The organism is Bradyrhizobium sp. th-b2 (genome assembly GCF_000426785.1).
GTDB lineage: Bacteria > Pseudomonadota > Alphaproteobacteria > Rhizobiales > Xanthobacteraceae > Bradyrhizobium > Bradyrhizobium septentrionale.
Map to the genome: position 1 here is coordinate 44,904 of NZ_AUGA01000043.1, position 22,849 is coordinate 67,752.

Genomic DNA, 22,849 nt, shown 5'->3' on the forward strand with positions numbered 1-22,849 from the left:
GATGTTTCCGGAGTTTAGACTCCGGTCGAGGCGCTGTGCGCTGATGCCCCCGAAGCGGCAACTCGACCAGAGTGATTGAAGACTGCCCGCGCAGGCTGCTACGTGCGACTTAGTCCGCGCCCTCATGGAAGGTTCGTTGGCGGATACCCCTGACCGAGACCAGTTTCGGCGCGAGCAGTCAGATGTGGCTTAGAACTTGAAGCCCGGCGCCTGGATTTCCAGATCGGTCTTGGTGCCGGATCGGACCGCGATCTCAGTGAATGCGGTGGGCGCGCCGTTCACGACGGGGTCGCCATTGAACTTGACGATGCGGAGCCACTTCCCGTCCGTGTCCTGAACGAGATCGGACACGGTGATGAGGCGCGCATCTTCCACCTGGAACTTCTGGTGGATGATGGAGATGGTGGACATGTGTGCGTTTTCTTTCGATGACGATCAGGCCAGATGGTTCGAGCACAGGACCTCGTAGATCTCCCTCGGAGCACTGTGATCGCCGGGCACGAATGCCTCGATCACCTCGTCCTTGAAGACCTCATCGACCAGCTTGTGATCGATAGCCCTCGCCTCTGACTCTGACTGGCTGCGGCCATAATTGCGGTACGGCTTCGTCCTGATGAGGCCGAAGTTGATGTTGTCGTAATGGGCCCAGAGATTACGGGCCGACTCGTCGACAGCGCGGTGGTCCATCGGATCGCTGATGTAGGCGATCGACAGAAGCAACGGGCAGTCGGTGATGATGAAGTCGACCTCGCCGAGCAGGCGGCGCTGCCGCCTCTCCTGCTCTGCCAGAACGTAGAGCTGACGCTTCAGGTCGATCCAGTTCTTGTCGTAGGTCAGCTCCTTGGCGAACTCTGTCACAAGCTCGCATCGGTGGCCGGCGCACTTCATCGCGAAGAACAAACCGGCCGCCGTGGTCGACTTCCCGCATCCCGGGCCGCCGATCAGGTTGATGACCTTCGTCATTAGGCGATGTGCAGCTTGGCCGTGTCGTACTGGGCGAAGACGCCCTTGAGCCAATGGCCCACCTTGCCCTTCATCACGAAGGAGTCGCCGTTCTTTGCGTAGTCGGCGAACGAGGTGGCCGCGGCCTCGACATACTCGGTGGCACGCTCGTCGAGCTTGGCGATGTCGATAAGCGCGGTACCGGCCTTGAGGGCGTCGGTCGACACGTTGAGGCCAGCGAAGAACGCGGCATCGTTCGTGTGGTTCTTGACGATGAAGTGGCGCGAGCCGGTCAGGATCTTGGCGGCGCCCTCGATCTCGCTGAGCGACTGTACGGTGCTGCCGATGACCTGCATGGTCGTCACGTTCATCTTGCCGTCCTGGACCATGGACAGCAGGCCGATCTCACTGAGCAGGGTCAGCGTCGGCGAGAGCAGCCCCGCCTGGATGTCGATCACGGTGACCGCATGCTTCGGCAGGGAGTCGAACACCTTGATCTGGCCGTCCGAGCTGGACAGGTCGATCACCTCGGTGACGTCCTTGTGGAATCGGATCAGGTTGCCGGACGGCATCTGGGTGTCGATCGCCCGGGCATCCACGCCCACGCTTTTGAAGTAGTCGAGCACGGTGCGCGCCACGACGGTCTTGCCAACGCCGCCCTTGTCGGCGCCGACGATTACGAGATGGGGGAGCCCCATGATCAGTTCCTCTCTTTTCGGTAGAACGACCTCACGGTCGGGGTGGTGTTGAGCAGGCTCCGGATCGCGCGAGGCGACCGGCTCAGCCGGCGCCTCACGCTTCACTTCGGAGAAGTTCTTGGACTGCCAGAGTCTCTGCTCGATGGCCTGGCGGCGCTGCTGACGAATGTCCTCGGTGATCGCGCGGGTTCGCTTCTGGTCTTTGATCATTGCTCGCCCTCGCGATTACGATGTCAGTGAACGATGTCCTTTTTTGCCTCCGGCTTCTCGGCCGGCGGAGCTGTGCGGCGCATGGCAATCTCCATGAGCTGCGCCTCGGTCATTTCAGCCACAGGAGTGCTGTGATTGACGTTGGTGGTGCTCTCGTCCTTCTGGCCGAGGTAGTTCTTGCCGAGGAAGATCGCGGCCGGCGCATTCTTGTCGGCGAGCGTCAGCTGCTTGCGGCGCAGCGAGACCTTGGCGTGCATCAGGCCGTCGTCCCAGACGTTGCGGGCCTCGGGGCAATCGGACAGGAACTTGACGAAGGTCTGGCGGGCCACACCGAGCACGGCAGCCACCTCCTCCTGGGTACAGAACAGCTTGCCCAGCTCGCCGATCGTCCGGAGCGTCTCTTCGTCCGGCTGGAGCTTCGCCTGGGCGGCGCGGCGCTTGATCGGTTGAGCGAGAACCTCATCGAGGTACTCGTTCTCCTTGTTGTCCTTCTTCTGCTTTTCCTGGGCGGCAGCGGCGTAGGCGGCAGCCGCCTCCTTCGTCGGCCGTCCCCGGCGACGCGGCGGTAAATCGGTCATTTTTCTTCTTCTTGTGTTATGCGGTGCCGGTCGCCTCGATCGCGCGGTCGAGGTCAGCCATATCCATGACGACCACGATACCGTCAGGCGGCATCAGGATGAGCAGCTCTTCAGCCTCGTCCGGATCGTCCGTCTCTTCGTCGAACCGATCGATCATCCCAACGATGGGGACTGAGAAGCCGCCCTCGTAGACGACCGACATCGACAGGAAGTCGACAACAAACCTCTCTCGGTCAGCGCTCATCTCTTGCGCCCGGGATCGACTGGCGCATCCACTGGGCGATTTCCTGCTTGGAACCGGAGCCGACGCGCTTGGCCAGGACCACCCCGTTTTCCATCGCCACGAGCGCCGGGATTTGCGAGACCTGGAAGCGCTGGGCCATCAGGTCGCAGTGCTCGACGTTGGCGGTGAAGAATTGAACGCGCTGGCCGTATTCTTGCTCGATGGCGTTCAGAGTTGGGGTCATCGCCTTGCATGGCTGGCACCACTTTGCTTCGAACTTGATGATGACGGGCAGTTTGGCCGCCGAGAATTCGGCGACCAACGTGGCGTCGGTGATGGCTTTCATCGGGAGAAGATTTTCTTGAGTGAGGAGAGCCCAGCCACCCCGCAGATGGTCAGAACGATCTGCACCTGCATGGTGTCGTAGGGCGCGGGAAGCGCGGCGACCTTCCAGGTGCCGACCTCATGGCCGAACAGCGGGATGGAGTCGAAGACGACTGCCGCGACGTGGAAGAACAGGACCGCGAACGCGACCGGCACCATCCAGGCGGTGAACCAGTGCTCGCGGTCGTCCTTGCGCATGTCGGCCGCCATGCGGGCGACCTCGACCTTGTAGCGCAGCTCGGCCGCGTTCAGCTGGATGTCGCCGCCGACCGCCGTCTTGAATTTCTCGAGATCGGCGTCGGTCTTCTTGTTCAGCCAGTCCAGGAACGAGGTCCCAAACTTGGGCAGAAGGCCCATGATAATTGAGAACAGCATGGCGGTCCTTAAAAGCAAAAAGGCCGCCCCGAAGGACGGCCTTGTGATGTGACTTCGGTATGGCTCAGAACGTCGCCGCCAGAACGAACAGCGCATCGAGATCCGCGTCCGTTTTGCCGAGTGCCTGCTTGCAGGCCAGGATCAACGGATGATTTCGATCGAACGCAGTCGTGTAGTTCCAGCTGTCCTGGACCGTGATGTCCTGGCTGTTGACGTAATCCTCGACCTGCTGGCGCAATTCAATCTGGTAGAGCGCCAGCCTGACTGTCGAGGCGTCACCGATTGCGGAACAACCGGCTTCGCCATCTGCGCATCCACCTCTGCCTGCGTCGGCGCGATTTGCTCGGTGTCGATCCATTCGAGATCTTCAAGAGTTTCGCCACGAAGCACCCATTGCGCTCCTGGACGAAGGATAGTCAGAACTTCTGCGAGAGGGGTCATCGACGCACCGACATGATGGATTGTGACTTGTAAGCATATGTCCCGGTGCCACCCGAGACCTGCCCCCAAAGCGTGAAGGCGATCAGCTGGTCAGTCGCTGTTGCGCTCGTCCAGGCCGTACTTGCCGGCTTCGCGTAGTTTATGGTGTCAGAATGACCGTACGCCTGGATGCCATAATTGGCCGCGGTCGTGCCGGCCATAAGGTAGGTGATAGACGCGGCGGCACTGTTCTGGATGGTGCTGGCGACAGAGTGATACCAAGTCTCGTTCGCCCAGAGCAATGCAAAGCAACGGATTGCGGTCTCAATCTCGACAATCGTCCCTGACGTTGTGGAGACGGTTGCACTTGAAGACTTGGACAGAGTGACACCAGTGTCGTTGAACCACGACCTGACCTGGCGGGTGTCCGGCTGATCCCAGAAGTAGGCGGCACCACCCGTCTGCACCATGCCGACGAGGGAGTAGGCGTCACCTGCTCCCGACATCACTTCCACGCCCACGTTGCCGGCGGTCGTGCTCGTGACGTGGCCGGTCCCGGCCTTGTCCAGGATGAGGTTGCCGCCAGAGATGGTCGCGTAGATGTAGTATTTCGTGCCGAACGAGAAGCCAAAGCTGCTGAGCGTGACGCCAGCGGCCGGGATCTCGTAATACTGTCCTGCAATTTTGATCAAGTTGCCATTGAACGGGATCAGCTTGAGCGTATTCGCATCGACCATGATCAGCTTGCACTGACCAGCAGCTCCTCCGACCACCATGTCGGCCCAACCGACCCCGTTGAAGACTCGCGTCTTCTTGCTGGCGGTATTGAAGTAGAAGTCGCCAGCGGTTGGGGCGGCGCCGGTCGGATCCAACGCCGGATCGCTCGTCAGGCCACCGTAGTAGAGGCCGCGCAGGTTGTTGTACGCAGTTTGCGCGTTCGTTGCGCTTGTCGCAGCAGCCGATGCACTGTTCGACGCATTGGTGGCCGAAGTGGCTGCGTTGGTCTCGCTCGTTCCGGCATTGGTTCGGGACGTCGCCGCAGCTGTGGCCGAGGCAGCCGCGTTGGTCTCGCTCGTTGCTGCGTTGTTTTTGGACGTCAGCGCAGCGGAGGCGCTGCCGGCCGCGTTGGTTGCAGAAGTCGACGCAGCGGACGAGCTGGTGCTGGCGCTGGTTGCGCTGGCAGCAGCATTGACCTCGCTCGTGTGAGCATTCGCTGCCGAGGTATCGGCCGCAGTCTTGGAGGCTGCCGCATTTGTTGACGACGTTGCTGCAGCTCCAGCGCTCACCGCAGCGCTTGTCGCGCTGGTCGCAGCGTTGGACTCGTGGGTCTGCGCGCTGTCACGATATGATCGTGCGTCAGATGCGCTCGCAGATGCGTCGGTCGCATATCCTGCGGCTGCGGTCTCAGACGCTGCGGCGTTGGTCGCGCCCAACTCAGCGCGGTCTGCATAGGTCGGACTCCCTGAGTCGCCCTGGTCTCCCTTGTCGCCCTTGTCGCCTTTCTCGCCGACCTGGCCGCGGATGCCCTGAGGCCCCTGCACGCCTTGATCGCCCTTGTCGCCCTTGAACTGTCCCAGGTCGTGCCAAGTACCGTCGATGAACCCCCAGCCGTGGCCAGTGTCCAGAGTGACGAAAAGGTCTCCGTCGTCGGATGACAGCGGAAGGTCATCGAACGTCGCGACCACGCCGTTCAGCGCGATACCGCGCCCCTGGTCGCCCTTGTCACCCTGGTCACCCTTCAGGCCGCAAGATCCGGTGGCACCCTGGCTGCCGGCATCACCCTTGGCGCCCTTGATGCTCGGAAACAGGGACAGAAACTTGGTCAGAGACACAGGGATCGTCCGCGTGCCGACCGTGATGTCGATCGTGACGTCGTCCTCATTGGGACTACCCGGATCTTCACCGACCGGCGCCTGCGTCGAGGCCAGTGCGATCTGCTTGCTCATCAAGAGGTACTTCGCACCGACGTCCGTGAGCGACAGGATCGTGTTCAGTGCGTAGAAGTCTTCCCCGATATGGATTCCACTCGGGACGATGACCCGATATCGCTGCGTGCTCATGTTCTTCTTTTTGTTTGGCACCGGTGGCTGGAGTCGAACCAGCGGACTTCGGTTTTGGAGACCGTGCCACCACCACTGGCTCACCGATGCATGATTGAGGTGGCTGCCAGGAGGCTTCGAACCCCCGCCTGCGCCTTGCGGCGCCGTCCTTGTCCTCTAAACGATGGCAGCGAATTAGGCCGAGCGTTACCGGGGCGCAGGCCCAACGCTCGGGAGATTTCCTGCGCCTCTCTCGCTTCACGCGAGCGCTCGGCTGGACGCATGGCTCCAATTACCAGCCACCCCTATGTCATTAGGTGACGTTCGGCTGGACCGAGATAGGCGCACCAACCGCATCGCGTTTCGACGAAACCGTCGATCCTCCTCAGAGGCCGCTTTGCGGAATTACGGGCACGAATAGCTCTGGCTTTGTTCGACCCGCACTTCGGGCCACCTCCCCTCGCGGGGTTTGCGTAGATGACATCCTCGTCCGGGATGAGCGCCTCGCTGACCATCTTGGCTTCGAAGCGCCTGATGAGCTTCTGGCGATCGATGCCAAGGCAGTAGCTGCACTTGCACCGATAGCGCCCTCGCGCCCGGCGGCCCATGGTCAAATGATCGAGAGCACTGCCTTGAGAACGACCACCGCGAGGATGGCGTTCACCGTCGCGGCCGGATGGGCAGCGACCCAGTCGACGGCATAGCCGTAGACAGCTTTGACTTTGTCCATTGTGGATTTCCTGTTGGAGGGGCCGGCGGAGAGGAAAGGAGGAAAACTCTCCGCCGGCATCCGGGGCTTAGCAGCAGTCGACGATTTGCTCGCCGCTCCCTGTTCTGCGCTCCGGGATTACGGGTTCGGGTTGTAGGGGTTAGCGCCCGTTCCGGTTTCGACCTGAGCATTCGCCAGGAGGCGCGTGTTCGATACCAATCCGGCGTAGCTTGCCGCCCGCGTCATGGTGCCAGAGTTGGCGCCGAAGATCGCGACAGGCGTTGACGTCGATCCGGTCGCGGTTGCGGTCACGCTGATGCGGTACCAGCCGTTGCCGAGAGACACGATATTCGCCGTTGCAGCCGAGCCCACCGTCGCCTTGACGCCGTTCTGGATGTCGAAGTTCGCATAGGCCAACGAGCCAAATGCGGCGCCGCCAAACAGCAACTGGATGAACTGAGCGCTCTCGAACCTGGCGGAGATGGCGAACGTATAGGCGGTGCCGGCGACGAACGCGATGTTCGCTGACGTCAGGCTGTGCGCCAGAGTCTGCGCCTGCTCCAACATCCGATCCGCAGTGACTGTGCCAGTTGCAGGCTCGGCCGCGACGTTCGCGCTCACGGTTGCCGAGGCGCCCGCCCACTGATCGAACGAGTTCGACTTGGTGACGAGGTTGGTCGCAACCTTTGCCGCTACCGCCGAGATGGCGGAGACCGGTCCGAGATAGTTGGTCGTCGTGACGCGGACGGTGATGTCGGCGCCAACGTCACCAGCCAAAACGGTATATGTCGACGAGGTCGCCCCAGCGATATCCACGCCGTTCTTCGCCCACTGATAGGCGAATTTCATCGGCGTATCGCCAGTCCACGATCCAACAGACGCCGTCAGGACGTTGCCTGCAGCAACCGAGGAGCCGGCGATTACAGGCTGCGAGACGACTGTCGGCAGCGCGCCTGGCGCCACATAGGATCGCGATGCGCCCTGGATCTTGGTGGTGTAGCCGATGTCTGAGGCGGCCGGGTTCGTGCTGAAGTCGTAATAGTGGTAGGCGCCGCTCAGCCACAGGACCGAATACTTGGCCGACCTGTTGACCGGAACGACCGGTCGGACGTTCTCGCCGGCCAGGTCGCTGACACGCGCCCGGGTCCAGCTCAGACCCTTGTCCTTGGTCTGGTAGCGGTAGAGCTGCGAATAGCTCGCGGTGCCGACCGAGATGTAGAGGACCCCCTCTTCGGTCGTATCGAAGAAAGCGCCGGGGCTGTAGTAGCCCTCGGCCGCGCCCTGCCCGTCCGTGATCTGCGTCGAGCGAGTGTCGGGCAGCCCCATACCGAAGCCGGCGTCGACCTCGCGCTTGGTCCAGCTCACGCCGTCCCAACGTGCGTAATAGCAGCGATGATCCTGGGTGCTGACAAAACGCCAGAACACGCCCTCGACCACGCCTGACGCTCGACGCTGGACGTGAGAAACCCACATGTCGCCGAGATTGTCCGGAGCGCCGCTGGTTGCCACGGGCGTGAACCCGGTGAACCCGATCATGGTCGAGCCGTCACCCAGCGCCGTGCCGTTCGATCCGCGCCACTGGCCGTTCTGCCAGTACACGTGGCGGACGTCGGTCTTTGCCCCCGCCTGCGCGCCGACTGCGTCCGTGCAGAGGATGTCGATGCGGTCGACGTTGTTCGAGGTGACCTTGTGGTAGATGCCCTGCGTGCCCGTGCTCTGTGCCAGGCGCTTCTCAGCGGTCCAGGTCGGCGTTGCGCCGATCGTCCCGCCATCCACAGTCGGCGGCGCCACGGTCGCGATATCGGCCGAGGTCACATACGACAACGGACCGGAACTCGTGCCATTGCGGTAGAACAGGTAGAGCTTGTTGCCTTCGCCGGACAGGATGACCGGCGACGGATACGTCGGCTGGGCCGCGGTGTTGCCGAGGTTGTATTCCTGCGACCAGCCCTGCGCCATCGTGCCGACGCCGACCGAGATGCGGAAATAAATCGGAGCGGCAACGCGATGCGGCGCGTAGAAGGCGATCAGTCGTCCATCGGGACGCACCACGATCGTTGGATAGTCATGGTCGTCGGCCCACCAGGCAGCGATCGTGCTGGACTGCATGACCTTGCTCGTGATCACGCCGGTCGCTTCGTCGATCTCGTACAGCGTGGTGCGTCCGGTGCTCACGGAGTTGCCGTCCGAGCCGGTCGTTCCGAAGAACGTCTTGCCGCCAACGGCCAGAGCGCGGGGTTCGTGAAACCAGCACCAGGCGTCCGCGGCGCCCGCCGCCAGCTTTGAGAGCGAGAGCGGAGCCATGAGCGGCGGCGCGGCGATCGCGTTGCGGTCGGCACGTCGCTCTTGATTGTGCTCGTGCAGCCGAATTGCGGCCAGAGTGGCGCGCGAGATCGAGCGTCCCCCGCCAGGGCGGCGCGGCGACTTCGCGATTTTGATTCTACTCATTCGGTCCATCTGTTTTTTTTGGTTCTTGCTGGGCCGATCAGAGACGAGCGTCAGGAGACGTGCTCTTGCGGGAGCCGCCAGTTCGCTGGAACGGTCGTCACCGTCAGGCAGAGGTTGGGGACAAGCGTCTCCAGCACCCAGTCGCAGTGCGACCGCTCCACGCCCTCGCTGGGGCGGACGAGCTTGGCGTGTCCGAAGAGCTTCTTGATTGGTTGCCCGTAAATGACGGGCTCCCATTCATGCGGGTTCAGTTTCAGCCAGGCGATCATCGCCTCGGCTTGCCGCTTGGTGGCGGCTACCATTGCGTTCAGCATGGTCAGGCTTTCTGCGCGATAGCCCGATCAATCCATGCGTAGATCTCCGGGTTGTCCCGGCGAGCCATGATCATGACGGGCGTCAGTCGGTTCACGACCGTCTCTTCAGCGGCTCGTGACTTGAGCGCAGCGGCGTGCCAACAGGCGTGGTTGATCTCGTGCTCAAGAGTCTCTGCGAACCCGCTGTCAGGCAGGTCGTTGCGCACGTAGATGATGAAGTTGAAACGGTCGCAGAGACCGAGGCAGTCCTTTTCGTCGGCCTCAGCTGGATCCCAGTGGACGAGCTGATATTCGTAGATGCCGACCTTGATGATCGCCGGAAGTTGCCGCCGATCCGGGAGTCTCCTTCGGGTCACGAAAGGTCTCCCGGCCCGCAGTATCGGATGCCCAGCTTGTGCAGCTGGCGCGGCCCGAGTAAACGATCTGCGGATGAGCGATTTCGGCATTGTCCCCGTTCCAGCCGATGCGCTTCAGAAGCGACCGAACCTTCCCCGGGTAGAGGTTCCACATCATCGCTGAGAACTCTTCAGCGTGGGTGTACTTGACGGTGCCGTCAGGCTCCGTCTCGCGCAGGGATGCCGTGTGAAAGCCGAGACTTGCATTCGGCGTGATGCAGTAGTTCTGCTTCGGCACGAGGCCGAGGAAGATCGTGCAGGAGGAGACACACTCCCCGTCGACAACGATGCGCTCGCCGCTGTCACGGATGTCGGAGTACTTCTTGATGAAGTCTACGATGATCCCGCCGGGGTCGCCTTTGATGATCAGCGCGTGTGATGGCGACACAGCAGCGATCATCACCAGGCCCGCAAGGGCCAGTGCTTTGAGAGCCTTCATTTTTCGTGCTCGGTATTTTTGGGAGCCGGCTGGTCGTCAGCTGAAAAGGTGCGCCATTGAACAGAGGAAGATGACGATCAGCAGCGGCGCCAGGATGATCAGGTCAAAGGTTCTTGGGCCCTTCAAGGCGCACCTCGGACGGGTTCAAATCGAAAGCCCGCTCGATGGACGCCTGCCAGATCGCGTAGGTGAAGATGATGAAGCAGAACGGAAACGGCATCAGTCCTCGTCGTCCTCGTAGATCATGGCGTCCCAGCGCGAGAAGATGTCTTGCGCGAGATCGACGACGAGGTTCTCGATGGTGTTGGAGATGATTGCCGCGGCGGCGACGATGCCTACCGCGAGGATGATGGCTTCCCAGATCACGGCCAGAAGCCCAGCCAGATGCCCCAACCGTGGATGACGCCGACCGGCCAGGCGACGAAGCCTATGACGGCCAGAGCGGTGCGACCGTCCTTGATGGTGGTCACGAGCGCCGTGGTCCAGGCACTGGCCGCGACGCACAGGCACAGGATGTACCAGAGGAGGTACTTTTTAATTTGGTCGAGATCCATCTTCATTTGGCGGTCCATACGATCTTGGTGCCGAAGCCGCCGCTCGCCGGCCGCCAGCCCATGTAGAACTCGAGTTTTCCGTTCCAGTAGCTGATGAACGGCAGGAGGCCGCTCGCCTTGAGCAGCGAGATCGGCAAGATCACTGCGAAGGCCGGATACACGCTCCATGCGAGCCAAGCCGCGATCGCCGAGACGATGGCTGCGCCGACGCTGAAGCCAGGATCGAGCAGCGCCCAGCGGAAGCCGAATGCTTCCGGCGTGCAGTCTCGGCCGGTGGTCCGCAGCACCTGGTCGGAGCCGTAGACCAAGTAGTTCTTGTCCTCGACGCCGAGCACATAGCCGACGACGTTCATCAGCGGGTTGCGGCAGATGAACCAGTAGAAGCGTCGGAGCCAGACGTTGGTGACCTCCGGCAGGTACGGCTCACCGTTGTTCACGGCCGGCACGTTCCAGCCGTCGTCTCCGACCAGCCACCAGAGCGGATTGAACTTTTGCCAGATCGAAACTGGCTTGTGGTCGACGACCTGAGCGACGTCCATGTGCTTTCCTTTCAGAGGATCTTGAAGACGCTGTCGGGGAACGTCGCCATTCGCCAGTTCTCGACGAACAATTCGAACTCGATCGCCTCTGCCGGCGAGAGGCTCCAGTGCGGGCGCACCATGACGATGCGCTGCCAGCCCTTGCCGGGCAGGCGCTGGCCTATCCCGAGGCACGCCCACATGTTCGCGTCGAGCTGAAAGGCGTCGCGATACTGGATAGCGACATCACGGCTGTAGGCGACGATGACGTGCGGTTTCGCCCGCTCGACGGGCACGTAGTCGTACTCACCCATGTTCGATTTCCTTTTGGAGCGAGGGGTGGGACTCGAACCCACAACCACCTGTTTGGAAGACAGGCGCTCTACCGTTGAGCTACCCCAGCAATTTCAGCGACGAGTTTTCGGCGGGAGCCATGGCTCCGCGAACACACCCTTCTCCATCGCGACAGCCTGCACGGCGCGGCGAACCTCGTCGATATGGCCTTCCTTGATTGCCATGACGGGTGTCGCGCCGCCGAGCAGGTCGTTGCTTCGCGACATGAAGAACGATGCCTCGGCCACACCAACGAGCGGGTCGAGGATTTTCATCAGCTCGAAGGCGATCATGGCCTTCGGGCTGGTCGAAATCGGATCAGCCTTGGTCATGGCTCAGCACCATCACGCGACCGCCGGTACCGGGGTCGAAATGCATGGCGGCCTGCACGGCCTCCTTTGCGGTTGCACCGGTCCAGAAGGCGCCAAGCGCGAACTCCTTGCCGGAGCCGAAGGAGAAGTACGGCGCCCGAAACTCGACAGTGCCGCCCGGCTCGAAATATTTGATCGGCCCTGGCTTCTTGACGATCACGCCTTTGTCTCCGTCTTCGACGATCGGAGGATCACCCTCCTCGCCGCCCAAGAACCAGCGGTGGAAGGCCTGCACCCAAGCGCAATCTCCTGCACCGCCGCACAGCGCGCCGTCGTCACGCCGGACGATCTTGACAACGTTCTCCGCGATGATGGCCGTTCCCTGGATCATCCGCGTGTCCGCGGCCAGGATGCCGGCCCTGTAGGCGATCGTGGTCATGCGGCATCCCTCTCGAAGATGATGAAGTCGATCTCCCGCTCGATCTCATCGAGGTAGAAGTCGATCAGGCGCTTGGTGAGCCGTGTCTGTCGCAACCGGCTCTGGCAGCGGACGATGTTTCCGCGCCGCCAGCTCTGCGAATACATCCGCGATGCGGCGTGCGCCGCGCTGAACAGCTGCTCCATCAGATCGGGACCTCGTAGATAATCTTGGCAATGGCCATGTGCGCGAACCGCGGCCACTCCTCCTCGGTGAGGCCATGGAAGCGGGCGAGCGCCCGGGCATGATGGACGTACATCGGCGTCTGCAGGAACTCGGCCATCTCGGCCGAGATGCCGCTGTCGCGTGGCGACTTAGCCACTCGTTCCAGACACTGGTGAGAAAGCCGACGCCGATCAGGATCAGGATGACACCGATCGCATTCGTCATCATGACTTGGCCTTGCGCTTCCGCGGGGTCTTCCGCTTCGGCTTTGCCGGCGTCGCGACCGAGATAGCTCCGATGACAGCCTCGACGGCCTTCTCCATCGCAAAGCGGACGATCATGTCGTCAGCCATGTGCGCCGGCACGTCGTGACAGGTGATCGTTTCCTGGGACTGAGGTTCCTCAGCCGGCCCGATGTCATCCACGCACAGCGAGTAGCGGAGCAGGCGGATGTGGCCGGGAGCCCAGGGCACGCGCCGCCAGCGCTTGACCTCTGCATCGAGATGTTCGAGCGCGAGATCAACGAGTTCGTCTGGCACGACCTGCGACATTCCGGCCTCTTGAAGGGTGACCCGGGCTGCCTGGGGCAGGCCGCGGGCTCTGGTTAAACTTGGATGCCTGCCGCACGCAGGCTGTGTTCGTATTCGGATGGTGATCCGAGGAGCTGACGCATCAGTTCCTCCTCGATCTTCTTGGCCCAGTACTCGGAGAGCTTCTGGGCTTGCGCTTCTCGCTCCGGGGTCATCTCGATGTCGGCTTTGATCACCTGATTTGTGACCGTGTAGGTCGTGATCCGCTGATCGCGCGCGGCACGACGATCGCGCCCAACGATGGTGTCGCGCTTGAACTCGGCGAGCGGCCCTTTCATCGGACCAGCTCCTTGGCTTTCGCCAGCGGGCCGTCGAGGCAGACCGAGACGTGGGTTGCGTTCGCCCGCAGCCGGCAGTCGTCATGGCGCGGCACCGCGATGCCGAGCACGTAGCCGACGACGAAGCCGGCGACGCATCCCAAGGCCACGCCTTGCAGATAGCGAGCCAGCGGGCTCGGGGCCGCGGCCGATGATTGGTTTAAATCTGGCGCGGAGCGCCCGCGCCGTCCGCGTTCCTCGCGGACAAGCGCCTCCGCTCGCGCCAGGATTACATCCTTGCGCTCGGGAGAGACGCGGTCGAGGAGTTCAGTCATCGAGACCTCCGAACAGCTTGAAGATCAGGACGACGATCAGCGCAGTGGCGATCGCGCAGCCGCCGAGTGCCGCGAGCTTGAGCGTCCACTTGAACAGGACGGCCAGAAATTCGATGTCCGCAGTCATCCGAAGACCCGTTCCTTCGCTCTGCGGGCCAGCCAGAACAGGCCGAGCACCGCGGCGGCGACAGCCGGGGTCAGAACCATCGCGGCGAGGTACTGGATCATCTCTGCGCTCACTGCCGGTTCCTCCGTTTGCATTCAAGCAAGCGCATGGACATACCGAACTCGTGTCGCCTGGCTCTGTTCGGTCTTTAAACGCTACCAGCCCTGAGGGTCGTACGGCGTGCGTGCCGAATAGCATGGGGTTTGTGGGTCCGGACGCCGCCCAAAGTCCCGGTTGATTGCCGGGCCATGTCCCTGGGGCCTGGCTCCCGTTTGCACGAATGCTAACGATACAGCAAGTCCTACCCCAGGGGGTGGGGTTCTGTCAACCCCTGGCGCTTGGCCCGAATGCAAATGGAACCAGGTTTTCACACCTGGGGCCAATTTCCGGCCGAACTGTTGAAACTCGCCGGCCATCGGTTACCTATCGAGGCGGCGGAAACAACGAGCCAGCGACCCGCCCCGCAGGGGGGAGAATCTTGGTTCTTAGGTGATGGTTATAGTGATGGTTTATGGTGTCATCCTGGTTGACACCCCTGTCGTCCTAATTGACACCCCCCTGTCATCCTGGTTGACACCCCCCTGTCATTTGAGTTGACACCCCTGTCAACGAGGACGACATGACGCAGCTCACCCGCAAGCCCGACAACGACCCTCACCTGCCCGGTGGCTGGTTCGTCTACTGGGGCGATGTCCGCGTCGGACACATTGGTCCACGAGCCGGCGTTCCTGTTCACGCTCCGCAATGGGGGTGGAACTGCGGCTTCACTCCGGGCTGCGATCCGGGCCAGTCGACTCACGGGACAGCAGAGACCTTCGAGGACGACAGGGCCGGCTTCGAGCGCGACTGGCGTCGACTCCTGCCGACCAGGACCGAAGCTCACTTCGAGCTGTGGCGGCAGAAGCGTGACTATGAGGCTGGAAGCAGAGGATGTGGGACGAACACAGGCGGCTGCCGAGCCAGAACACCTCCGGCCAGTCGCATTGCTTCTGCGGCGAGCCGTTGACCAACAATTCGGTCCCCGGTCACATCCAGAAGGCACACAGGGGGCTGGGCGCATGAGCATTCGCCCGCGACTCCGTGAGACCGACGAGGGGGTCGACCACTCCACCCTGACTTCATCGAGGGCAATGTCGGGCGGCCGATTGGATCACAGCTCCCTTCCGTGCAGGACAGGACTTCAGATGAAAGCCCGGTGCCAACACTCGTCGCCTGCTAGACAAAGACGCCCGGCCGTTTCGTCGCTATCCTAGGAGCTGCCAAGCCAACTAGGAGCGAGCGATGCACAGCGCGATCATTCAAATCGAATTACCTGACCGGTCCCAACGCGGAGAGGATTGGAGTGCCTTCAACGATAGTATCGCGACCAAGATAAGAGGTTCGACCAAAGGAGTTGAACGGCTAGCCGAAAATGTCTGGCAGGTGAATTTTCAGATTGCCCCATCCGCTCTTGCTTGGCTTGTTTCGACGGCGGAGCGGAATCGGCTGTCCTATAAAATTTTGCCATTTGCCGCTGAGCCTCAATGGCTTCCGGTCTCGTGAAAACCCACGACCATTCGAGCCCGGAATGGTTAGACCAAGCACCTCCGTTAAACGTTTAAGGGTGACACGCGCTGCGGAGCGCTTATGTTTTCAATCGCCTCGGATGCCAGTCCGGGGCGATTTCCCTTTACATCAAAATCATCAATAGGGGCTAGACCATGGGAGCGGCAGAGGCATCGATCCTTCTTGGATTCGGATGGGCGATGTTTCACTTCACGTACCCACCAACAATATCAGGTACTTAGCTGCTTCAGTTCGGCCTTCGTTTGAGCGCATTGAGTTCTGACAATCTAGCTTCTCTCGGCCAACCGAAGGAAACGACATGACGTTGTATCGGCTAAAGCCTCAGGCGGACGCCAAGTCCCTGCGTGAGGAAATGATCCGCCATGGCATGTGCCCAGATGCCTCGATCCGCCTCGTTAGGTTCGACGCCCTGGCGCGCGTCTGGATCGTTGAGCAATAGGACCAGAGCCAGCGGCCCGACCACCGGAATTTAGGGTTTTCGCCGGAACAGCTTGATTAGCCCAATGATCGGCCAGCCGATCAGATATTGGAAAACGAATCCGAGAAGCATGATCGGCACCAAGATCGGCGAGTAAGCCAGCATGGCAAGTGCTACCAGCCACCCCTGGATATGGAGCGCCACCCCCGCGCCAAAAGCGTATTCCCGACGCAATGACGTAGACCGCAAAGACTGCCGCCCAAATGGCGACCGCAACGTTCTCCGCCTCAACGAGTGTCAGGTTTGGCACGCGGCTTCACCACGGCCTTGAAGGCGCGCTTGTGACCCGCCTCAGTCTCGTCTGCCTTGTGCTCTTTGGCGGCCTCTAGGAGGCGCTTGGACTGTTCTGGTTCATCAGGTGTGCGCTTGGGGTGAACTGGCCTGTTCATTGTTTTAGAAGCCCTCATCCGGGAATTCCTCCCTCAACATTTCGAGCAAGCTCATCGACTCGACATTAAAGGCCTTACAGGCTGTTACCATTTTCCGACTTGGGCGCTGTGTGTCGGTTTCCTCACAGACCACCCGGTACCGCGTCGGGTTAGATGTAGCGTTTAAGTGGGCGGCGGTGGCGACGATATATTGATCCGCTCGTTCTTTCCGCCTTCTCGCGCCTGCCATCGTTGAGAATTGATGCGTCACCCGACCTACAAGCATCAAATATTCAATATCAGAAATCCGCTTCACAAAACGGATGTAGTGCTGCTCTAGCCACGCCTTGACCCACGGACATCTATCAACTTCATCCCATGCTTCCGGCGGACATTGTATTTTCCCGTCGTCGATTAGCTTGCCGAGAAAGAAGAGAATCCGGTTTTGTGCTGGATTTCCCTCAACGGAAATCCAACTTGAAGCATCGATGACGTATCGATTATGGCCGCCAGCCGAAACCAGCTTCGCGCTCCATTATTTTAGCGCGTAGCTTCGCAAAGTTGGAGGCTTGGACGTCAAGCATTTCGAATGCATCTAGTTGATTGATGCGCTTTCGGTCTAAGGCCTCCAAGACAACTTTGATGTGCTGCACACCCAGCCTGTTCGCGATCTTGTCGTAATACGGCACGATTGGTGGCTTACTATCTTTTTTCTCCCTGACGCGCCACTCAGAGACCTTCACATTGAAAAATCCATCGGGAGCTAGGTCGAGGTTCTCTAGGTGGAGAGCTACAGCGCTCATGCTGGTTTTGAAGACGCCACCTATCTTCCTTAGGTGGGTGTCCGTCCAATAGTTTCGGAAGCCACCGCCAACAGAAAGCGCAGCGCCCCTAAATTCTTGTGCAGGCATCAAGAAATATGCCGCGAATTTATTGCAGTACTCCTCGTTCGCGTCCCTGGATCGATGATCCGTTATGGCGCTCTGTCGAAGTAGCAGATGGGCGTATTCATGGAATAGCGTGAAAGATCGGGCGGCCGGGAAGGCTTCATTAGAATTGATGACGATGACAGGAATTTTCCGTTCGTCAAAAATAGCCATGCCGCGCCAGTCATCGGTAGTGCTGGCATTTACTTGATAGACGAACACGCCTTGGGCTTCCACTAAGGAACGCAGCGTCTTGAAGGCTGTCGCGTCTGTCTTCCAAGCAGCTTGAGTACTGACATCAAGTCCGACGCGGCTCCGCTCATCGACGGCAACCTTTTCCGCACCGGTGGCAAAGCTGGCTTTAGGAAGTTTGTTGGCGAAAAGAGCGGGGTCGGCATCACGCAAATCGGCCATGGCATCAATCAACACATTGATGTCATCCATCTCCATGAGCAATTCTGGATTCCACTTCCCCGGGGCTCCGCTCCCGTGCGTTCGGAAGTCCTGAAGCTTTAGGCGCGTTTCAGAAGGAAGCACATCGGGCATTAGGAGAGAAGAAAATCCAATCTCGTACTTGGCGGACATGTTTCGGAGTTCGCCAACGGATGGATGGCGCGCACCGCTTTCAAGCTCAAGCAATTCTTCTTCAGGGACACCAAGCCGTGCCGCCGCTCCGGGTACGTCAAACCCTCGCTCAAGGCGAGCCCAGATCAATACTTTTGGGTTGACTGGAACGTCGGTCACAGCGGAGACGAGTCCCGATAGGTTAGGCGCTTGCCCAGCGTACCACGAATCGCTGCCTTTGCACGTTGAACGTCGCGGGGAAATGCGATGCCGAGCCCGGTCCAATTCATCCGGTCTATGATGCGCAACCCTTCTGGGTTGCCGTCGGGAACGAAGATGCGAATGGTGTATGGATCAGCCACGTTTCCCCTAGAGGCGCCTGGCGGAAGATTATGAGCATTGGTTGTGACGCTGCCAATAGCCCGTGAAAAGTAAGGTCTCGCATTTTGACCGGAAATGCCTAGCTATCGGGCATGGGCCCTGGAGCAACTCGCCGCGCTCGATAGGGATCTGATCTGAGCGCGGAGCGCTCGCTACCCACGCCCGTGGCGGATATGATCTGGCTCTCAACGGGGTCATGACTATGAGCGACGTGGCAGCGGAGAAGGCACGACTGATGAAGGTTGCTGAGGCGATCGTCAACGAGATGGACCGCCAGGGCATCGCCGACGCGGTCGCCGATCTCGGCTTCGACATCATGGCGCTGGCGCGGGTGGTGGTCAGAGCAGCGGACGGCGACGTGATCCCGTTCCGGCGGCCACCGGGTCATTAGAGCGCGGAGTGCTCGCCGGCCATGATGCGTTTGCGTGTCATCCGAGGCGGCCATGATACGCAAAGGCGTCATCGGGCGCCGCCGCGGGATTGGGACTCTCTTCAGGGCGAAGCCCTCGCCGGACATGCTCATTGACGGTCGGCCGGAATCATCGTTCGATGTCGGCCTCAGCCCCCACGGCTGAGACTCCGCACGAAGGCGAGACCTCAACCTTGGCCCCCAGCCGCGAGGTCTCGCCGCGGCGTATCTGGTGGCGAAGCCCTCGCTGGCCGCGGCCATATTCGCCAGATCGGCCATATTTACTGCGCAGTGAAAATGGCCTTTTTGGCCAGCGCGCCGCCGAGCTGGGGCCCCAAAACGGGGTGGGTCTTTTCCGAGCCACCCCCCTGTCAGAAATTTGCATACGTTTTTCGGACAGGGCCGCCCCAATGCAAACGGCCAGAGGAGCCCTAGGAGCGGCCTGCCAGTTCAGGGACCTCAGTCGCGGGCCGTCCCGTTCAGCGCACACAGCCCCGGTTTCTGCAAGGCCTGAGTGGCAATTGGCCAGTGGGGTCCAACCCGTTGGCGTAAATGGCCTTTTGGCGGTGGAAAGTTTCGGGGGGCGGCCGACACAGGGGGCCCATGCAATAAAAAAATATTCTCTTTATTTTGAAACTTTGAAATCTTTTTCTACCGTGCCAAGGGCTGATTTCTGACTTTCAGAAGAAGATTGACCTGCTTCCGTTTTTTCGAAGCTGAAATTCCAGAGCAATATCAATGCCTTAGCACGAATGCAAACATAGTCGATGGATTTTGGTAATTTTCATCATACAGCTCATTGAGATCATTGATGAAATTTAGATACTTCCAACTATGATTGGATTTGTTATGGTTGCTTACTGGAAATGCAAACGGAGGTTTTGGACACAAGCTGATTTTTCCCGCGCGAGTCTTGTGACTCGTGGAGTCTTTGAAGCCAAGCGGTTTCAAAGCACGGGAGAGCCATGCCCAAACCTCGAATTTTCTCCGGGCCTCCGGAAAACACAGAAGGAACCGAAAATGTCTACCGCAAATGCACCCACGGCCAAGACTTTGGGCGAGATTGCCCTCTCTGCCGCGATCAAGGCGGTTAAGGATGACGACTCGGCGGCTTTCACCGCGACCGTTGCCCTTGGCCTTGTCATGGCCAACCGTCAGGTTGAGCGCGCCGAAACGGACAAGGATATTACGGAAAAGGCGAACAAGGCCACTTTCCGCCACTTCCTCAAGAAGTATGCCGTTAAGGGCAATATCGTGTGGCGCGACTCGGACCATATCCTCAACCGCGCGATGGCGCTCAAGGGCAAGGATCGGGAAAAGGCGATTTCCGACTATGTCGACGGTGGCAAAACCGCCAATCCCGACTATGCCAAGCCCGACAAGGCGCGGCTTGTCGACGGCCTCGCAAAGCTGCGCACGTGGTCTTTCCGTCTCATGTCGGATGTGTGTGTGAACCACGCCGACCAAATCCGCGATATCATCGCCTTGAAGGCGAGCGGCGCGGATGGACAGGCACAAGCGGAACATTTCCGCGAGTTCGTCAAGCGCCAGTATGGCGACTCGTTCGCCAAACTGACTCAGCGTCTGGCGAAACCGGCCTCTGAAAAGGAGAAGGCGGACCCGATTGACGCAATCGTCAAGAAGGCGGGCGATATGACCGACGCCGAATTGACTCTCCTGATCGCTCGCCTTGAAGGCCTGCGGCTGGAACGCGCCAGCACGGCGGAAGAGGTCGACGCGGCATTCGGCGAAAGCCCGGCGGAAGCCCCGACTCTCATCCCGGCCGAGCGGGAACTGGAGGCGGCGTAAGCCCCTCCTACCCCCACGCCATCACCGGCCTGAAGCCCTCCGGGATCATCTCCCGGGGGACTTCGGCTGGCCTTTTTTCGGCTTTTCTCCGGACCCCCGGATTTTCCAGAATCGTGCGGGTCTCGACAAAATCCGAATACCGCTCCGCGGGAGCGCCCCCCCACCCCTATCTTGAGAGATTTTTGCGATGGCCAAGCGCTACATCGAACGCCCCACTGCGCGCCAGATCATGACTGAGGCGGAACGTCGGGTGATCCGCGAGCAGCGCCAGATCGACTATGACGCCAAGCGCGAGAACGCCTCCGACTGGCTGGCTGGCAACTACGCCCCCGCCCCCAAGGCTGCGCAGCCCATGCACACCCGCCTGTCTAAGGCCGATCTGCAGTCCGCTGCCGACTGGGCGCAGTTCAAGCGCTTCGAGGCCATGGACGACGACAACGTCACCCCCGATCCGCTGGGCAAGACCGGCCACTATGAGCCGAAGTCGATCCACGATCCGGCGCCCCCGTCACGCATCCGCCGTGAGGCTCCCAAGAAGCGCAAGGGCCGCGATCCCTACGCCGTGAGCGACGACTGCGATCTGCCCGACTACGGCATCCGCAAGCGCTCCTACTCCGTCGTCGACGACACCGGCCGGCAGGTCGGCGTCGTTACCACCAACCCGTTCCGCAAGACCATGGCGATCGCCGCTTACGGCCTGTCGTCCAATCCGCGGAAGTAACCCCAACCCTCAACACCTCCGAGCAGACCCATGATGAGCCTCACCGAGGCGCGTCAGCGCCTGGCCATGTCCGGCATGAAGATCTCCAAGCGGGATCGCGAGTTCCGCGTGGCCTACGCCGAGCTGGCGTACCGCGACGCCGAACCCTCCGCCTATTACACCGACGACCTCGAGGACGCGGTGATCACAGGCTCCCGCATGCGGGCCACCATGCCGCTCGACGTCACGGTTCGGCGCGCCCACGGGTTTGCTTGAATGCAATTCGGTGAGCCGGGCCACCCAACTACCAGCCCGGATGGCGATCAACAGGGACCAACCCGCAGCCTACAGGAGTACCACCATGAGAAGACTGCCCTCGATCATTATCCCGAGCCCCGCCTCGATCCTCTTCCTCGCAGCGTTTGCATACGCCGGCTGGACCATGGCCAGAAAGGCAGCGTCGTCTGGTCTCGAAATGCAAATCATGCAGTTGAAGGGCCTCGGTAGATAGGCCCGCGCACCAGATATAGTGTATGAACCCCGTTTTGCGGGTTCTCAGACCCGGTTTTTGCGGACTGAGATACCATTTTGAGCCCTCTTTGCACTAGATATTGTGTCTTGAGGGTCTCGTTCGTCACTTTGAAGCGCTGGAATTGAATTTGCCTTTTATGCGCTGACTGCGTTCGACGCGACGGCCCCCATGCTGTTTGCGTGTGAATTTGGTGCTGTTGCGTGCGATTGCCGGCCTGATGCGCTGTTTCTGGTGCGTTAGGCCGGCTTCTGGCGAGGACCCGAGACAAGGCTCAATCACTGGCCAGTCTCTCCTCTCCCTGTCTCTTCTCAACCTATTGGATCTCAATCGTGAGGGTGTGCCTGTCCGGCGGCCCGCGAATGGAGGACGGCTGAGTTATGGCTGAATTTCAGATGTTTCTGGCTCTCGGCGTTCCAGCGACCGAGGCGATGCGTGACCGCTTGAGGGTGCTCTACAGCACCTGTCACAAACGGTCTGACCGGACGCCCAAGCAGGCGGCGATCCTGGCCGAAGCCTTCCGAGTGCTCTTCACCCGGGGCTCCTCTGACGTGATCGTCATTGCGACGACCGAGGAGCTGGAGGCGGCCTTCGAAATTCGAAATCGGGGTCCGGAAAATCCCCCGGCCGCCCCGATTTCGGGAATTATTCTGGAATTTCCGAAGCCCTAATTCGGGGCTCGATCGCGGTACATCAGCACCGCTGACCTGAAAATCCCGCTTGCATTTTCTAGCACAAATGCAAACGGAAATCAAGGGGTTACCCCTCCAACAGCGACTGGGCTCCCCAAGGAACCGGGAACGGAGAGGCGGCGCCCTTTGATGGGATTGCCAGCATCGACGCTGGACAACGCGACGTGCCGGAGGTTCGAGCCCTCCCCCAGTCACCTCCACATTTTTGCGAGGAACAGCAAATTTGCACTTGCTTTCTTCGTTGCCTGACTGCAAATCACTGCAAACGAAGGACGAGCCAATGCGGATGTTCACCTGCAAGCTTCTCGGCTTCACCGACGCGCTCGGTACGCCGATCAACCAGATGCCGATCTCCGGGAACATCCGTACCCGCGTCGAGATGGGCGAGGCGCACGACAAGCACGGCGGCGCAACCCGGCGAGGTGACCATCACCTCAGCGCTGCGCTCGGTCGACTTCGAGCGGCGGCTGATCGTCACCCAGAACAACGTCTACCAGTTCTGAGGAGCGGTCGATGCAGTCCCCGTCTCCCGCAAGGACGTCGGCC

The 22,849-nt window shown here is 60.7% G+C and carries 33 protein-coding genes and 3 tRNA genes; 6 read left to right on the top strand and 30 right to left on the bottom strand.

Annotation, left to right across the window (positions count from 1 at the left end):
• Positions 1 to 189 precede the first annotated feature (189 nt).
• The 27 genes from K359_RS0134740 to K359_RS65890 form a co-directional block, all read right to left on the bottom strand.
• Positions 190 to 411 carry a hypothetical protein gene (locus tag K359_RS0134740; protein WP_029083418.1) on the bottom strand — a complete coding sequence of 74 codons (222 nt, stop codon included), beginning with the start codon at positions 409 to 411 and terminating at the stop codon, positions 190 to 192.
• A 24-nt stretch (positions 412 to 435) separates the two neighbouring features.
• Positions 436 to 963 (bottom strand): AAA family ATPase, encoded by a 528-nt coding sequence (locus K359_RS53890; protein WP_051346578.1) that lies wholly within the window; start codon positions 961 to 963, stop codon positions 436 to 438.
• Entirely contained in the window at positions 963 to 1,850 is an 888-nt protein-coding gene (locus tag K359_RS53895) for a hypothetical protein (protein WP_084518606.1), read from the bottom strand. The genes K359_RS53890 and K359_RS53895 overlap by 1 nt, the downstream gene beginning before the upstream one ends.
• A gap of 23 nt (positions 1,851 to 1,873) precedes the next feature.
• Positions 1,874 to 2,428, bottom strand: a complete 555-nt coding sequence (locus K359_RS57550) for a hypothetical protein (RefSeq protein WP_051346579.1) — start codon at positions 2,426 to 2,428, stop codon at positions 1,874 to 1,876.
• A gap of 16 nt (positions 2,429 to 2,444) precedes the next feature.
• Positions 2,445 to 2,672 (bottom strand): hypothetical protein, encoded by a 228-nt coding sequence (locus K359_RS0134760; RefSeq protein ID WP_029083419.1) that lies wholly within the window; start codon positions 2,670 to 2,672, stop codon positions 2,445 to 2,447.
• Positions 2,662 to 2,997, bottom strand: coding sequence for a co-chaperone YbbN (locus K359_RS53905; protein WP_051346580.1), 336 nt, complete (start codon positions 2,995 to 2,997; stop codon positions 2,662 to 2,664). The genes K359_RS0134760 and K359_RS53905 overlap by 11 nt, the downstream gene beginning before the upstream one ends.
• On the bottom strand, positions 2,994 to 3,410 hold the full coding sequence (locus tag K359_RS0134770; protein ID WP_029083420.1) for a hypothetical protein: 417 nt from the start codon (positions 3,408 to 3,410) through the stop codon (positions 2,994 to 2,996). Before K359_RS0134770 ends, K359_RS53905 begins: the two co-directional genes overlap by 4 nt.
• 64 nt (positions 3,411 to 3,474) lie before the next feature.
• Entirely contained in the window at positions 3,475 to 3,768 is a 294-nt protein-coding gene (locus K359_RS61830) for a hypothetical protein (RefSeq protein ID WP_156928811.1), read from the bottom strand.
• A gap of 79 nt (positions 3,769 to 3,847) precedes the next feature.
• Complete coding sequence (locus K359_RS58365; RefSeq protein ID WP_063618975.1) at positions 3,848 to 5,890, bottom strand: collagen-like protein; 2,043 nt, start codon at positions 5,888 to 5,890, stop codon at positions 3,848 to 3,850.
• Between the two features lie 15 nt (positions 5,891 to 5,905).
• Positions 5,906 to 5,978 (bottom strand) — tRNA-Trp (locus K359_RS0134785).
• A 13-nt stretch (positions 5,979 to 5,991) separates the two neighbouring features.
• Positions 5,992 to 6,061, bottom strand: a tRNA-OTHER gene (locus K359_RS61835).
• A gap of 655 nt (positions 6,062 to 6,716) precedes the next feature.
• Positions 6,717 to 9,026 carry a BNR-4 repeat-containing protein gene (locus K359_RS57555; protein WP_051346581.1) on the bottom strand — a complete coding sequence of 770 codons (2,310 nt, stop codon included), beginning with the start codon at positions 9,024 to 9,026 and terminating at the stop codon, positions 6,717 to 6,719.
• Between the two features lie 50 nt (positions 9,027 to 9,076).
• A complete protein-coding gene (locus K359_RS63535; protein ID WP_029083422.1) occupies positions 9,077 to 9,340 on the bottom strand; it encodes a hypothetical protein in 264 nt (87 codons plus the stop codon).
• 261 nt (positions 9,341 to 9,601) lie between these two features.
• Positions 9,602 to 10,174 (bottom strand): hypothetical protein, encoded by a 573-nt coding sequence (locus tag K359_RS57560; protein ID WP_051346582.1) that lies wholly within the window; start codon positions 10,172 to 10,174, stop codon positions 9,602 to 9,604.
• Between the two features lie 219 nt (positions 10,175 to 10,393).
• On the bottom strand, positions 10,394 to 10,540 hold the full coding sequence (locus K359_RS61845) for a hypothetical protein (protein WP_156928813.1): 147 nt from the start codon (positions 10,538 to 10,540) through the stop codon (positions 10,394 to 10,396).
• The gene (locus K359_RS53925; protein WP_035977650.1) at positions 10,537 to 10,734 is read right to left on the bottom strand and encodes a hypothetical protein; all 198 of its coding nucleotides are present in this window, start codon (positions 10,732 to 10,734) and stop codon (positions 10,537 to 10,539) included. Before K359_RS53925 ends, K359_RS61845 begins: the two co-directional genes overlap by 4 nt.
• The gene (locus K359_RS0134835) at positions 10,731 to 11,267 is read right to left on the bottom strand and encodes a hypothetical protein (protein WP_029083424.1); all 537 of its coding nucleotides are present in this window, start codon (positions 11,265 to 11,267) and stop codon (positions 10,731 to 10,733) included. The genes K359_RS53925 and K359_RS0134835 overlap by 4 nt, the downstream gene beginning before the upstream one ends.
• A gap of 11 nt (positions 11,268 to 11,278) precedes the next feature.
• Entirely contained in the window at positions 11,279 to 11,560 is a 282-nt protein-coding gene (locus K359_RS0134840) for a hypothetical protein (protein ID WP_029083425.1), read from the bottom strand.
• Positions 11,561 to 11,574: 14 nt separating this feature from the next.
• Positions 11,575 to 11,649, bottom strand: a tRNA-Gly gene (locus K359_RS0134845).
• A 4-nt stretch (positions 11,650 to 11,653) separates the two neighbouring features.
• Entirely contained in the window at positions 11,654 to 11,872 is a 219-nt protein-coding gene (locus tag K359_RS0134850; protein ID WP_198031224.1) for a hypothetical protein, read from the bottom strand.
• A gap of 25 nt (positions 11,873 to 11,897) precedes the next feature.
• Complete coding sequence (locus tag K359_RS0134855; RefSeq protein ID WP_029083427.1) at positions 11,898 to 12,329, bottom strand: hypothetical protein; 432 nt, start codon at positions 12,327 to 12,329, stop codon at positions 11,898 to 11,900.
• Positions 12,326 to 12,514: a hypothetical protein gene (locus K359_RS0134860; protein ID WP_029083428.1), complete on the bottom strand. Its 189-nt coding sequence runs from the start codon at positions 12,512 to 12,514 to the stop codon at positions 12,326 to 12,328. The genes K359_RS0134855 and K359_RS0134860 overlap by 4 nt, the downstream gene beginning before the upstream one ends.
• Complete coding sequence (locus K359_RS61850; RefSeq protein WP_156928814.1) at positions 12,514 to 12,690, bottom strand: hypothetical protein; 177 nt, start codon at positions 12,688 to 12,690, stop codon at positions 12,514 to 12,516. Before K359_RS61850 ends, K359_RS0134860 begins: the two co-directional genes overlap by 1 nt.
• Positions 12,691 to 12,757: 67 nt before the next feature.
• Positions 12,758 to 13,084, bottom strand: coding sequence for a hypothetical protein (locus tag K359_RS0134870; protein WP_029083429.1), 327 nt, complete (start codon positions 13,082 to 13,084; stop codon positions 12,758 to 12,760).
• A 53-nt stretch (positions 13,085 to 13,137) separates the two neighbouring features.
• The gene (locus K359_RS0134875; protein WP_029083430.1) at positions 13,138 to 13,401 is read right to left on the bottom strand and encodes a hypothetical protein; all 264 of its coding nucleotides are present in this window, start codon (positions 13,399 to 13,401) and stop codon (positions 13,138 to 13,140) included.
• Positions 13,398 to 13,715 carry a hypothetical protein gene (locus tag K359_RS0134880; protein WP_029083431.1) on the bottom strand — a complete coding sequence of 106 codons (318 nt, stop codon included), beginning with the start codon at positions 13,713 to 13,715 and terminating at the stop codon, positions 13,398 to 13,400. Before K359_RS0134880 ends, K359_RS0134875 begins: the two co-directional genes overlap by 4 nt.
• Positions 13,708 to 13,842: a hypothetical protein gene (locus K359_RS65890; RefSeq protein WP_256375188.1), complete on the bottom strand. Its 135-nt coding sequence runs from the start codon at positions 13,840 to 13,842 to the stop codon at positions 13,708 to 13,710. Before K359_RS65890 ends, K359_RS0134880 begins: the two co-directional genes overlap by 8 nt.
• 1,320 nt (positions 13,843 to 15,162) lie before the next feature.
• Between K359_RS65890 and K359_RS61855 the strand changes: the two genes are divergently transcribed.
• Positions 15,163 to 15,423 carry a hypothetical protein gene (locus K359_RS61855; RefSeq protein WP_156928815.1) on the top strand — a complete coding sequence of 87 codons (261 nt, stop codon included), beginning with the start codon at positions 15,163 to 15,165 and terminating at the stop codon, positions 15,421 to 15,423.
• A gap of 895 nt (positions 15,424 to 16,318) precedes the next feature.
• Here the strand turns inward: K359_RS61855 and K359_RS66325 are convergent.
• Together K359_RS66325 and K359_RS0134910 are read right to left on the bottom strand one after the other, a co-directional pair.
• Positions 16,319 to 16,816 (bottom strand): DUF4411 family protein, encoded by a 498-nt coding sequence (locus K359_RS66325; protein ID WP_084518608.1) that lies wholly within the window; start codon positions 16,814 to 16,816, stop codon positions 16,319 to 16,321.
• Positions 16,794 to 17,963, bottom strand: a complete 1,170-nt coding sequence (locus tag K359_RS0134910) for an ImmA/IrrE family metallo-endopeptidase (protein ID WP_156928816.1) — start codon at positions 17,961 to 17,963, stop codon at positions 16,794 to 16,796. The genes K359_RS66325 and K359_RS0134910 overlap by 23 nt, the downstream gene beginning before the upstream one ends.
• Before the next feature lie 436 nt (positions 17,964 to 18,399).
• Here K359_RS0134910 and K359_RS0134920 point away from each other — a divergent pair, with 436 nt between their 5' ends.
• The 5 genes from K359_RS0134920 (at position 18,400) to K359_RS0134950 (ending at position 22,282) form a co-directional block, all read left to right on the top strand.
• On the top strand, positions 18,400 to 18,555 hold the full coding sequence (locus tag K359_RS0134920; RefSeq protein ID WP_245284810.1) for a hypothetical protein: 156 nt from the start codon (positions 18,400 to 18,402) through the stop codon (positions 18,553 to 18,555).
• Between the two features lie 1,038 nt (positions 18,556 to 19,593).
• The gene (locus K359_RS0134930; RefSeq protein WP_156928817.1) at positions 19,594 to 20,382 is read left to right on the top strand and encodes a hypothetical protein; all 789 of its coding nucleotides are present in this window, start codon (positions 19,594 to 19,596) and stop codon (positions 20,380 to 20,382) included.
• 187 nt (positions 20,383 to 20,569) lie between these two features.
• The gene (locus tag K359_RS0134935; RefSeq protein WP_029083436.1) at positions 20,570 to 21,103 is read left to right on the top strand and encodes a hypothetical protein; all 534 of its coding nucleotides are present in this window, start codon (positions 20,570 to 20,572) and stop codon (positions 21,101 to 21,103) included.
• A gap of 30 nt (positions 21,104 to 21,133) precedes the next feature.
• Positions 21,134 to 21,358, top strand: coding sequence for a hypothetical protein (locus K359_RS0134940; protein ID WP_029083437.1), 225 nt, complete (start codon positions 21,134 to 21,136; stop codon positions 21,356 to 21,358).
• Between the two features lie 633 nt (positions 21,359 to 21,991).
• The gene (locus K359_RS0134950) at positions 21,992 to 22,282 is read left to right on the top strand and encodes a hypothetical protein (protein ID WP_029083439.1); all 291 of its coding nucleotides are present in this window, start codon (positions 21,992 to 21,994) and stop codon (positions 22,280 to 22,282) included.
• A gap of 277 nt (positions 22,283 to 22,559) precedes the next feature.
• Here K359_RS0134950 and K359_RS0134955 read toward each other — a convergent pair whose 3' ends face one another.
• Complete coding sequence (locus K359_RS0134955) at positions 22,560 to 22,790, bottom strand: hypothetical protein (RefSeq protein ID WP_029083440.1); 231 nt, start codon at positions 22,788 to 22,790, stop codon at positions 22,560 to 22,562.
• Positions 22,791 to 22,849: the final 59 nt, after the last annotated feature.

Excerpts from the sequence above, each read along its gene's own strand:
- K359_RS0134740 (WP_029083418.1), bottom strand. The coding sequence starts at position 411 with ATGTCCACCATCTCCATCATCCACCAGAAGTTCCAGGTGGAAGATGCG.
- K359_RS53890 (WP_051346578.1), bottom strand. The coding sequence starts at position 963 with ATGACGAAGGTCATCAACCTGATCGGCGGCCCGGGATGCGGGAAGTCG.
- K359_RS53895 (WP_084518606.1), bottom strand. The coding sequence starts at position 1,850 with ATGATCAAAGACCAGAAGCGAACCCGCGCGATCACCGAGGACATTCGT.
- K359_RS57550 (WP_051346579.1), bottom strand. The coding sequence starts at position 2,428 with ATGACCGATTTACCGCCGCGTCGCCGGGGACGGCCGACGAAGGAGGCG.
- K359_RS0134760 (WP_029083419.1), bottom strand. The coding sequence starts at position 2,672 with ATGAGCGCTGACCGAGAGAGGTTTGTTGTCGACTTCCTGTCGATGTCG.
- K359_RS53905 (WP_051346580.1), bottom strand. The coding sequence starts at position 2,997 with ATGAAAGCCATCACCGACGCCACGTTGGTCGCCGAATTCTCGGCGGCC.
- K359_RS0134770 (WP_029083420.1), bottom strand. The coding sequence starts at position 3,410 with ATGCTGTTCTCAATTATCATGGGCCTTCTGCCCAAGTTTGGGACCTCG.
- K359_RS61830 (WP_156928811.1), bottom strand. The coding sequence starts at position 3,768 with ATGGATCGACACCGAGCAAATCGCGCCGACGCAGGCAGAGGTGGATGC.
- K359_RS58365 (WP_063618975.1), bottom strand. The coding sequence starts at position 5,890 with ATGAGCACGCAGCGATATCGGGTCATCGTCCCGAGTGGAATCCATATC.
- K359_RS57555 (WP_051346581.1), bottom strand. The coding sequence starts at position 9,026 with ATGAGTAGAATCAAAATCGCGAAGTCGCCGCGCCGCCCTGGCGGGGGA.
- K359_RS63535 (WP_029083422.1), bottom strand. The coding sequence starts at position 9,340 with ATGCTGAACGCAATGGTAGCCGCCACCAAGCGGCAAGCCGAGGCGATG.
- K359_RS57560 (WP_051346582.1), bottom strand. The coding sequence starts at position 10,174 with ATGAAGGCTCTCAAAGCACTGGCCCTTGCGGGCCTGGTGATGATCGCT.
- K359_RS53925 (WP_035977650.1), bottom strand. The coding sequence starts at position 10,734 with ATGAAGATGGATCTCGACCAAATTAAAAAGTACCTCCTCTGGTACATC.
- K359_RS0134835 (WP_029083424.1), bottom strand. The coding sequence starts at position 11,267 with ATGGACGTCGCTCAGGTCGTCGACCACAAGCCAGTTTCGATCTGGCAA.
- K359_RS0134840 (WP_029083425.1), bottom strand. The coding sequence starts at position 11,560 with ATGGGTGAGTACGACTACGTGCCCGTCGAGCGGGCGAAACCGCACGTC.
- K359_RS0134850 (WP_198031224.1), bottom strand. The coding sequence starts at position 11,872 with ATGATCGCCTTCGAGCTGATGAAAATCCTCGACCCGCTCGTTGGTGTG.
- K359_RS0134855 (WP_029083427.1), bottom strand. The coding sequence starts at position 12,329 with ATGACCACGATCGCCTACAGGGCCGGCATCCTGGCCGCGGACACGCGG.
- K359_RS0134860 (WP_029083428.1), bottom strand. The coding sequence starts at position 12,514 with ATGGAGCAGCTGTTCAGCGCGGCGCACGCCGCATCGCGGATGTATTCG.
- K359_RS0134870 (WP_029083429.1), bottom strand. The coding sequence starts at position 13,084 with ATGTCGCAGGTCGTGCCAGACGAACTCGTTGATCTCGCGCTCGAACAT.
- K359_RS0134875 (WP_029083430.1), bottom strand. The coding sequence starts at position 13,401 with ATGAAAGGGCCGCTCGCCGAGTTCAAGCGCGACACCATCGTTGGGCGC.
- K359_RS0134880 (WP_029083431.1), bottom strand. The coding sequence starts at position 13,715 with ATGACTGAACTCCTCGACCGCGTCTCTCCCGAGCGCAAGGATGTAATC.
- K359_RS65890 (WP_256375188.1), bottom strand. The coding sequence starts at position 13,842 with ATGACTGCGGACATCGAATTTCTGGCCGTCCTGTTCAAGTGGACGCTC.
- K359_RS61855 (WP_156928815.1), top strand. The coding sequence starts at position 15,163 with ATGCACAGCGCGATCATTCAAATCGAATTACCTGACCGGTCCCAACGC.
- K359_RS0134920 (WP_245284810.1), top strand. The coding sequence starts at position 18,400 with ATGAAGGTTGCTGAGGCGATCGTCAACGAGATGGACCGCCAGGGCATC.
- K359_RS0134930 (WP_156928817.1), top strand. The coding sequence starts at position 19,594 with ATGTCTACCGCAAATGCACCCACGGCCAAGACTTTGGGCGAGATTGCC.
- K359_RS0134935 (WP_029083436.1), top strand. The coding sequence starts at position 20,570 with ATGGCCAAGCGCTACATCGAACGCCCCACTGCGCGCCAGATCATGACT.
- K359_RS0134940 (WP_029083437.1), top strand. The coding sequence starts at position 21,134 with ATGATGAGCCTCACCGAGGCGCGTCAGCGCCTGGCCATGTCCGGCATG.
- K359_RS0134950 (WP_029083439.1), top strand. The coding sequence starts at position 21,992 with ATGGCTGAATTTCAGATGTTTCTGGCTCTCGGCGTTCCAGCGACCGAG.